The sequence below is a fragment of the Uliginosibacterium sp. sgz301328 genome, from assembly GCF_041807905.1.
GTDB lineage: Bacteria > Pseudomonadota > Gammaproteobacteria > Burkholderiales > Rhodocyclaceae > JBGVSA01.
This window is the reverse complement of record NZ_JBGVSA010000055.1, coordinates 1-8,326: the sequence shown is the minus strand read 5'-3', so window position 1 is coordinate 8,326 and position 8,326 is coordinate 1. Positions and strand designations below refer to the sequence as shown.

General features: G+C 60.5%; 7 protein-coding genes. 1 reads left to right on the top strand and 6 read right to left on the bottom strand.

The genetic code is table 11. The features are described 5' to 3' along the window. A partial coding sequence (locus ACDA63_RS19960; RefSeq protein ID WP_373665061.1) for a glycoside hydrolase family 105 protein occupies nucleotides 1-811 on the bottom strand: 811 nt, incomplete at its 3' end. 218 nt (nucleotides 812-1,029) lie between these two features. Between ACDA63_RS19960 and ACDA63_RS19955 the strand changes: the two genes are divergently transcribed. Next, nucleotides 1,030-1,290 (top strand): SemiSWEET transporter, encoded by a 261-nt coding sequence (locus tag ACDA63_RS19955; protein ID WP_373665060.1) that lies wholly within the window; start codon nucleotides 1,030-1,032, stop codon nucleotides 1,288-1,290. Between the two features lie 142 nt (nucleotides 1,291-1,432). Here ACDA63_RS19955 and ACDA63_RS19950 read toward each other — a convergent pair whose 3' ends face one another. The 5 genes from ACDA63_RS19950 to ACDA63_RS19930 all read right to left on the bottom strand — a co-directional run. Then, nucleotides 1,433-2,386 carry a response regulator gene (locus ACDA63_RS19950; protein ID WP_373665059.1) on the bottom strand — a complete coding sequence of 318 codons (954 nt, stop codon included), beginning with the start codon at nucleotides 2,384-2,386 and terminating at the stop codon, nucleotides 1,433-1,435. A 149-nt stretch (nucleotides 2,387-2,535) separates the two neighbouring features. Further along, nucleotides 2,536-5,952 carry an ATP-binding protein gene (locus ACDA63_RS19945; RefSeq protein WP_373665058.1) on the bottom strand — a complete coding sequence of 1,139 codons (3,417 nt, stop codon included), beginning with the start codon at nucleotides 5,950-5,952 and terminating at the stop codon, nucleotides 2,536-2,538. 79 nt (nucleotides 5,953-6,031) lie between these two features. After that, on the bottom strand, nucleotides 6,032-6,574 hold the full coding sequence (locus ACDA63_RS19940) for a GNAT family N-acetyltransferase (protein WP_373665057.1): 543 nt from the start codon (nucleotides 6,572-6,574) through the stop codon (nucleotides 6,032-6,034). 460 nt (nucleotides 6,575-7,034) lie between these two features. After that, on the bottom strand, nucleotides 7,035-7,298 hold the full coding sequence (locus tag ACDA63_RS19935; protein WP_373665056.1) for a hypothetical protein: 264 nt from the start codon (nucleotides 7,296-7,298) through the stop codon (nucleotides 7,035-7,037). Beyond that, nucleotides 7,295-8,326 (bottom strand): hypothetical protein (locus ACDA63_RS19930; protein WP_373665055.1); only part of this gene is annotated, 1,032 nt, incomplete at its 5' end. The genes ACDA63_RS19930 and ACDA63_RS19935, both read right to left, overlap by 4 nt.

Here is an 8,326-nt window from a genome sequence, read left to right as displayed (position 1 = left end):
GCCACAGACCGCTGTTCGTATCCTGCAGGCGTGCCAGCGCATTGACCTGGGCCCGCAGTGTATCCAGCAGGAATTCCCGCAGGTGATCGCCTTCCGCCAGGCCCAGTAATTCGATGAACTCCGGGATGGCGATGGTGATCCAGCTATTGCCGCGTGCCCAACGCGCGTTCGCGAAATTGTGGCGCCCCTCGAATGTCCAGCCATGAAACCACAATCCGGTCTTCGTATCGAACAGGTACTTGATGTGGATGAGAAACTGGCGCTTGGCCTCTTCGACGTATTCGGGGCGACCCAGCACCAGACCGATCTTGGCCAACGGCATGACCGTCATCATCAGCGTGTCGTCCCAAAGCTGCTGGTCATTGGCGCGCTCGTACACGACATGCTGGAATCCGCCGTCCTCGGTACGCGGCATGTCGTGCATGACCCAATCGGACCACACTTCCAGATACGGGCGGTAGCTGCTGTTGCCAGTGCGCTCGTACAGGTAGGCCAGCGTCAGCATGGCGGCCATCGTATTGATGTTCTTGGTCGGCGTGCCTGCCTTGAAGCGATTGCGGAACCATTCCTCGATGATTGCCAGCGTCCTGGCGTCGAGCGTCTGGTCGTAGTAGCGATACAACCCGTACAGGCCGATGCCGTGGGTCCATTCCCAATCGTTCCAGCCCTTGGTGTCGACGACGCGTCCGTCATCGAGCCGCAGCAGGAACTCTCCCGTTTCGTCCTTGATGTTGATGAGATTGTCGACGAGCCGGCCGATGTGGCCGTGGATGATGACGGGCGTGACGGACGCCGCATGATTTGCTGCCATGGTGGTGCTTCTCCCGGATATGCCTGTGATGGTGCGGTCGATACGCTATCGTTCCCACCGTCCTCGACGCCTTGCTTTTTCTGCCACGGGCGCGCCTTTGTGGCGGGAAATCGAAGGTCGCCCCAAGGAATCGTTTGTAAGCTGCGGGCAGTCATCTCAGGGAGCCTCAGCATGGCCAGCCGCCAACAGCACGTGCCGCGACGCGAGGTCGTGTCGGCATGACTCGTCTACTCATCGAATTGCTTGGTTTTCTTGCCGCTTGCCTTACGACAGTGTCGTTTCTGCCGCAGGCATGGCTGATCTGGAAAACGCGGTCGGCCAAGGGCGTGTCGCTCGGGATGTATTGCGTCTTCGTGACTGGCGTGGGTTGCTGGCTGATCTATGGATTCTTGATCGGCGCGTGGCCGTTGATCATCGCCAATGCGATCACATTCGCACTGTCAGGAATGATCCTCGTGATGAAACTGCGATTCGGGTAGGCCGCGCGTACGCCGGCGTCCGAGCCAGGACGGCGGGCGGCCAAGGCGGCCGGCTGGCGCGACCGTGCGCATGGGCCTGAACGCGTCGGCAGGCAATGGGAGCCAAGCCTTCGACCAACATGGCAAAGACGATCGCTTTGGCTCAAGACTCCCGGCCGGGCTGCGCCGCGCGGACCTTGCTCATCGCCAGGTTGGCGGCGGCGGTGCGGGTTTCGACGCCGAGCTTTTCGAAGACGTGTTCCAGATGCTTGTGCACCGTCCGCGGGCTGCTGCCGAAGATGTCGGCGATGTCCTTGTTGGTCTTGCCTTTGATCACCCAGTACAGCACTTCCGCTTCGCGCTGCGTGAGGCGGAACGCGGCCATGAGGGCGTCGATGACGGCGGCGTCCGATTCTTCGCGCAGCACCAGCAGCCATTCGCCGTCGCCGGTCTGATCGTGCAAAGTGAAGATCAACCGTCGCGCGCCCTGCACGACCACCAGCGGTGGCAGCAGCGCATCCGGCGCGTGCGCATGGCGCGCCAGTGATTGATCGATCCATTGCACCACCGGGGTGGGGGCCATTTCGGCTTCGCCTTCAAAGTAGCGCATCAGCAACTGACGCCCGAGCGCCGTCTGCCACGTGACGCGTCCGGTCGCTACGCGCACGGCGATGGTGGCCTGCCCGAAGGCGTCGAGCGCACTGCGCGCCTGTCGCATGAGGCGCGCGCTCGACAAGTGTGTGGCGATGCGCGCAATGACCTCGCCGGTGCGGATCGGCTTGGTCACGTAGTCCGTGCCGCCGGCGGAAAACGCCGCGATGACGTGCTCGGTCTCGGTCAGACCGGTCATGAAGATGATCGGGATGTGTTGCGTCGAAAAGTCCGCCTTCAACCGGCGCGAGACTTCAAAGCCATCCATGCCCGGCATCATCGCGTCGAGCAGAATGATGTCCGGCACTGCCTGCCGGGCGCGCTGCAGCGCGGCGTCGCCATTGGTGGCGACCAGCACCGTGTAGCCGGATTCGTCCAGCGCGTCGTGCAGTACGGAAAGGTTTTCCGGTACGTCGTCGACGATCAGTACGATGTCGGCGGCGGCGCGGTCAAGACTGGAACTCATCTCACGCATCTCCGCGAGAGTAACGGTGACGTTCCAAGGGGAAGCCCTGCAATCTGTGCGCACAGGTACTGCCGTGCGTCGTCTTTCCCGGTCGGCGGATCATCCGCATCCGGGGGCAACGAGTCTCGTGGGGCTCCACGGAAAGCGTGTTATGCGTCGGCATGGAGGTCGTTCTTGATGATTTCGGTCATGCGTTCGAGCTGGAACTGGCGGGCCAGTGCGCGCATGCGTTCTACGTAAGGCGCGTGCTCGGCGTCCAGTGCTGCGATCCGGTCGAGCTGTTCGTGGATGCCGCGCACGTAACCGATCGATACCTGGTCGGCCAGCGCTTCGAGGTGATGGCGCGGCGGGCGCGACGTGGGGGCAGCAACAACGGTCGGGGGCGCGGCCGAAGCAGGTGGGGCGTCGATCCATTCCAACTGCAACTTACGGCCGATCCAGGCGAGCAGGTCGGACACCTTCACCGGCTTGAGGTGGAAGTCCTCCGCCGGCAAATCCACGTCGTGGTCCAGCGCCTTGTCGAAAGCGTTGGCCGAGATGATGGCAATGTGCGCATCCGACAGGCCGCGTGCGCGGATCTGGCGGATCGTCTCCCATCCGTCGATGCCCGGCATGGCCAGGTCGAGAAAAATCAGATGCGGCGCAAAGCGCGGCAGCACTTCGAGGCATTCCACGCCAGAGGCCGCCTGGTCGATTTCAAAGCCGAGCGGGGCAAGGATGTTCACCAGCATCTCGCGGTCGACCTGCTCGTTGTCGACGATGAGAATGCGCCGCCGCTCGCCTTTGTAGCCGATGTGGGTGGCGCGCGGCAGTTCGCGCTCGGCCTGGGTGGAGTGCACCTGGCCCAGGTACATGCGCACGGTAAACAGCGTGCCGCGTCCGAGTTCGCTGGAGATCTTCAATTCGCCGCCCATCAGATCGGTGAGCATCTTGGCAATGGTCAGGCCGATGCCGGTACCGCTGGTGGTCGTGTTGTGCGCCGCACTGCCGCGCGCAAAGGGCTCGAAGATGCGGTCGATTTCGTCGACAGGAATGCCGGGGCCGGTGTCTTCGATCTCGAAGGTCGCCATGTCGCGCAGGTGGCGGATGCGGAAAGTCACCGCGCCCGACTGCGTGAATTTCACCGCATTGCCGAGCAGGTTGATCAGTATCTGCCGCAGGCGTTTCTCATCGGCGCGCACCACCGCCGGCAAATCACCCTGCGGTTCGAAGTGGAATTCGATGCCCTTGTTGCGCGCCTGAAGCTCGAACATGTTCACCAGTTGGCGGACCATGTCACTGAAGTCGATCGCGCGCACCGCGAGCGTGAGTTTTCCGCCTTCGATGCGTGCAATGTCGAGCGTGCCTTCGATGAGCGAGAGCAGGTGGTCGCCACTGCGGCGGATGATGTTGAGCGCTTCGTGGCGATGGGCGGGAATCGACGGGTCGCCGTCGAGAATCTGCGCATAGCCGAGGATGCTGTTGAGCGGCGTACGCAGTTCGTGACTGATCGACGTGATGTAGCGGCTCTTCGCCTGGTTGGCCTGTTCCGCCACGATGCGGGCACGCTGCAGTTGTTCGTCGGTGCGCCGGTGCAGTTCGATCTCGCGGATCAGAAGGTGCGTCTGGCGGTTGGATTCTTCCTGCGCCACTTGCCGGCTCTTGTGCGTGAGCACCAGCCACCACGCTACGATGCCGCTAACCAGCAGCAAGGCGGCAAAGGCTTTGACGAAAGCCATGCGCAATTGCGGCAGCAGCACCGTGTCGGCGCCAAGCATTTGCGCCTCGTGGTAGTACAGCATGCCAAGCAGCAGGCCGAGGAAGGGCACCACCACCGACATCAGCAACAGGTAATGCGCGAGCCCGGTGTCGACGTATGGCCACATCCCGCGCGGCAGCACGCGGCGCAGAACGGACGTCCATTGACTCGACAGACGCGCCTGCGGCTTGCACAGATCGTTGCAGCGGGCATCCAGCGCACAGCACAGCGAACAGATCGATCCATGGTAGGCAGGGCAGTGCGCCATGTCGTCCGCTTCGTAATGGCGATCGCATATCACGCAGCGCGAAGTGCCGGCTGTTTGTTCGGCGCTGCCGCGCGCCAGGTAGTATTTTCCACCGGTCGCCCAGGCAATGAGTGGAGACGCCACCAGCGCGGTGGCCAGTGCGATGAACGAAGCAAACGCTTCCGCGCCACGGCCGAGCAGTCCGACGTAGGCCGACACCGACAATACCGACGCGATCACCATCGCACCGGTACCCACTGGATTGATGTCGTACAGGTGCGCGCGCTTGAACTCGATGCCGCGCGGCGATAGCCCGAGCGGCTTGTTGATGACGAGATCGGCCACCACCGCCACGATCCACGAAATGGCAATGTTCGAGTACAACCCCAGCACCTGGCCGAGAGCCTGGAATACGTTCAGTTCCATCAACAGCAGCGCGATGAGCGTGTTGAACACCACCCATACGACGCGGCCCGGATGACTGTGCGTGAGGCGAGCGAAAAAATTCGACCATGCCAGCGACCCGGCGTAGGCGTTGGTCACGTTGATCTTGAGCTGCGAGATGATCACGAACGCCGCCGTCACGGCCACCGCCACGGAAGGGTGCGAGAAGATCGACTCGAAGCCGACGAGGTACATCTGGTTCGGATCGACGGCGCGATCTTCTGGTACCGAATTGCGGATCGCAAGGTAGGCCAGCAGGATGCCGCCGAGCATCTTCGCCACGCCCAAGACCACCCATCCCGGCCCGCCGACCAGCACGGCGGCATACCATCGCAGACGATTGGCGGGGGTGCGCTCGGGCATGAAGCGCAGGTAATCCACCTGTTCGCCCATCTGCGTGATCATCGCAATGCCCACCGTAAGCGCCGCACCGAACAGGTACGCGTCGAACTGGCCGCCATTTCCCTTGATGCCGGCATAGCGGGTCAGGTCGGCGATGACGCCCGGGTTCTGCCACAGCACGAACAGATAGGGCAGGGCCAGCAGTACCAGCCACACCGGCTGCGTGAGCGTCTGCAGGCGGCTGATCGCGGTGACGCCGTGCGTCACCAGCGGAATCACCACCAGTGCGCAGAGGGCATAGCCGATCCACGGCGGGATATCGAAGGCCAACTCCAGGGCGTAGGCCATCACTGCGGCTTCGAGCGCGAAGAAGATGAAGGTGAAGCTCGCGTAGATGAGCGAGGTGATGGTCGAGCCGATGTAACCGAAGCCCGCGCCACGTGTGAGCAGGTCCATGTCCACGCCGTACTGGGCGGCATAGAAGCTGATCGGCAGGCCGCACAGGAAGATGATCAACCCGGTCGCCAGAATCGCCCAGAACGCATTGATGAAGCCGTAATTGACCAGCAGCGTCGCACCGACCGCTTCGAGCACAAGGAAAGAAGCCGCTCCGAACGCCGTATTCGCCACGCGTAGCGCCGACCATTTGCGAAAGCTGCGGGCGGTAAAGCGCAGGGCGTAGTCTTCAATGGTCTCGTTGGCGACCCAGGTGTTGTAGTCGCGGCGAACCTTGACGACGCGCTGAGGCGCATCGCCGGCATCGGGACCGATGGAAGGGTCCGGGCTGGGAATCATCTCTGTGGTGTGTTGGGAGTGGCGGCCGGTTCATTCTTAAGCGTGAACCGTGCCGGAATGATGCGCGGTGCCTGGCCGGCTATCGCGCCGGGCGCTTCGAGCGGATTTCCATCCAATCCGGACCGCGTTCGGTGCGCCGAAAACCGAGCTTTTCGTAGACGCCATGTGAATCGCGCGTGATCAGCAACCATTGATAAACCGACGCCAAGTCCGAATGTCCGAGGATGTGCTGCACCATGGCCTGGCCAATGCCCTGGCGTCGGTGGGGTTCGTCGACAATGACGTCCAGGATGTAGGCGAAGCGGGTTTGGTCGGAGATGACGCGGGCGAAGCCGATCTGGTCGCCTTGTGGGTCGAACGCACCGACCAGTAATGCGGAGTGTTTTGAGCCGGCGATCACTTCGTCGATGCCGATGCCGGGTGACCAGAATGCCGTGGCGAGCATCGCGGTGACGCGCGGAAAGTCCATGCGGTCGAAGCCGCTTTGAAGGGTGTATTCCATGGTGATAGGGAGTCTATCGGCGGGGCTGCGTCTGAGAAAGGCCCTTTTCTGGTGGGGCTTGGGTTTTCGGACGTCGTCTTGACTGCTTGGGTGCGGTGGCAGGGAGTTCGTCTTTGCCATCTCTTGTCCGACAGAGACTGTCGTCGTAGTAGGGAGGTAGGGCGGAAGAGTGAAGCGTCATCCGCCATTGCATCCCAGGCGTACAACGATGAAAGGCCCTTTCTTGCTTGATTCTTTGCCGTGCCTGGCTGGTCTCGACTGCGTGATTACGTTGGCCGGGAGTTCGCCCCGGCGGGCGAGTCACTTTCTTGTTATCGACAAGAAAGTAACCAAAGAAGCGACCCCACAGCGTCGTCGGCCTTCGGCCGATACCCTGCGCTGCGCGGTCGAGAAGGCGGCTGCGGAACTCGCCCTTTGGGCTCAAACAGTCCTCGCCGCTTGTCAATACTCTCCGAAGAACCGCTCCAAATCTAGGCCAGAAGGCATTCGACGCTAGAACTACCCATAAATTTACCCACCAAAGGACTTCCAGCGGCGGGTCGTCGCGGTTTGGGTAGGAATTACCCAAAAGAAGAGGGCTCTATTTTTTCCACGGGCCAAACTGCCGAGGATCGGCCAATATTCCTTTCTTGAAAAACTCTCTCGGAAGGTATTTCGTTAGGAGGCCAAGAACCACAACAAAAACCGGAAGAAAGACGAATAGCATAATTCTTGTTTCGCCAATCCCTGTGATATGTCCAAAGGCGGCGGCCGCAATGAGCGCCCATGCAGCTGCCCCTCCCAATGCTCCACACCCTATGACAATAGTCATTCTAACTGTTGCATACAGACGCATCCAGTTCATGGCTTCTTCCAAATGTCTGAAATATCCTTAATGACACTCCATGTATTGGAACCCACGCCTAAAATCAATATTGACTGTGTGGTCCCATAAGGAGCTACCGTATTCAGGATGGGGATTATCGTTTGATTGGAGAATTTTGGCACTGTCACGCCGAAGATAGATCCCGTTTTAGTTATTCCATCTGTAGCCCCCACCTTCAGTGGTGCTTGAAAACCAAGTGAAGAAAGCGACAGCGCAAGGTTGGCGCCATCATAGGCAGTATTACCTAATCCGGGCAATGCGGAGTTAATCCAATACCTCATTGGATTAAACCCAGGGGCGTCATTGTTCTCAATGCGGTGCGACAAAGAATCGATTCCTTCATGCGTATCACTCAATCCCAAGATTGCCGTCGGAACACCTAGGGCACACCCTGCTCCACTTGATAAGCACAGACCTACGCCAACGTTTGTTTTTATTGCTCCCGCTGCCGTCTTGATAACATCTACTGCCACCCCTGTGGGATCACGCAGGATTGCATCAGCGCTCTTGTCAAGGAATGAGTAATTGAAAAACCCATTTCCTTGCAGGGACGTCACCCAGTTGATTTCATTTCCGAGCGTTGCGACCTCTGCCTCACTCACGTAGTTCTGAGCATATTCCTCGCTGTCTTTTGCATACTGCGCCCAGCATTTCAGGATGTAGCAGGCAGCCTTTGTCAGGCGCGCTTCTTCTTCGCTGTCTCCATTTGCATGCGATTTGATTGCCGCTTTTTCGTCCTGGTGCAATTGTCGATTATACAAATCCGCCATCCCGGCAGTCCCTGCCGCAGCAGCCCCTTGGCTTCCTCCGCCCGCAACGACATAGGCTACCGTGTCGCCTGCCAGTTGCAGGATCGCATTGCGTTCATTGGCGCTGAGATCTGGCAGTAAATCCAGTTGGTCTTTCAGTAGAGCGATTGCCGCCGTCGCGCCACCTACTGCCGCAGCCCCTGTCCCGAAGTCACCGCCCAATGCCTTGCTCACGAGACCGCCAACCAAGGCATGCAC

What these genes read in the sequence shown, in the direction of transcription:
- ACDA63_RS19955 (WP_373665060.1), top strand. Translation starts at nt 1,030, where the DNA reads ATGACTCGTCTACTCATCGAATTGCTTGGTTTTCTTGCCGCTTGCCTT.
- ACDA63_RS19950 (WP_373665059.1), bottom strand. Translation starts at nt 2,386, where the DNA reads ATGAGTTCCAGTCTTGACCGCGCCGCCGCCGACATCGTACTGATCGTC.
- ACDA63_RS19945 (WP_373665058.1), bottom strand. Translation starts at nt 5,952, where the DNA reads ATGATTCCCAGCCCGGACCCTTCCATCGGTCCCGATGCCGGCGATGCG.
- ACDA63_RS19940 (WP_373665057.1), bottom strand. Translation starts at nt 6,574, where the DNA reads ATGGCAAAGACGAACTCCCTGCCACCGCACCCAAGCAGTCAAGACGAC.
- ACDA63_RS19935 (WP_373665056.1), bottom strand. Translation starts at nt 7,298, where the DNA reads ATGAACTGGATGCGTCTGTATGCAACAGTTAGAATGACTATTGTCATA.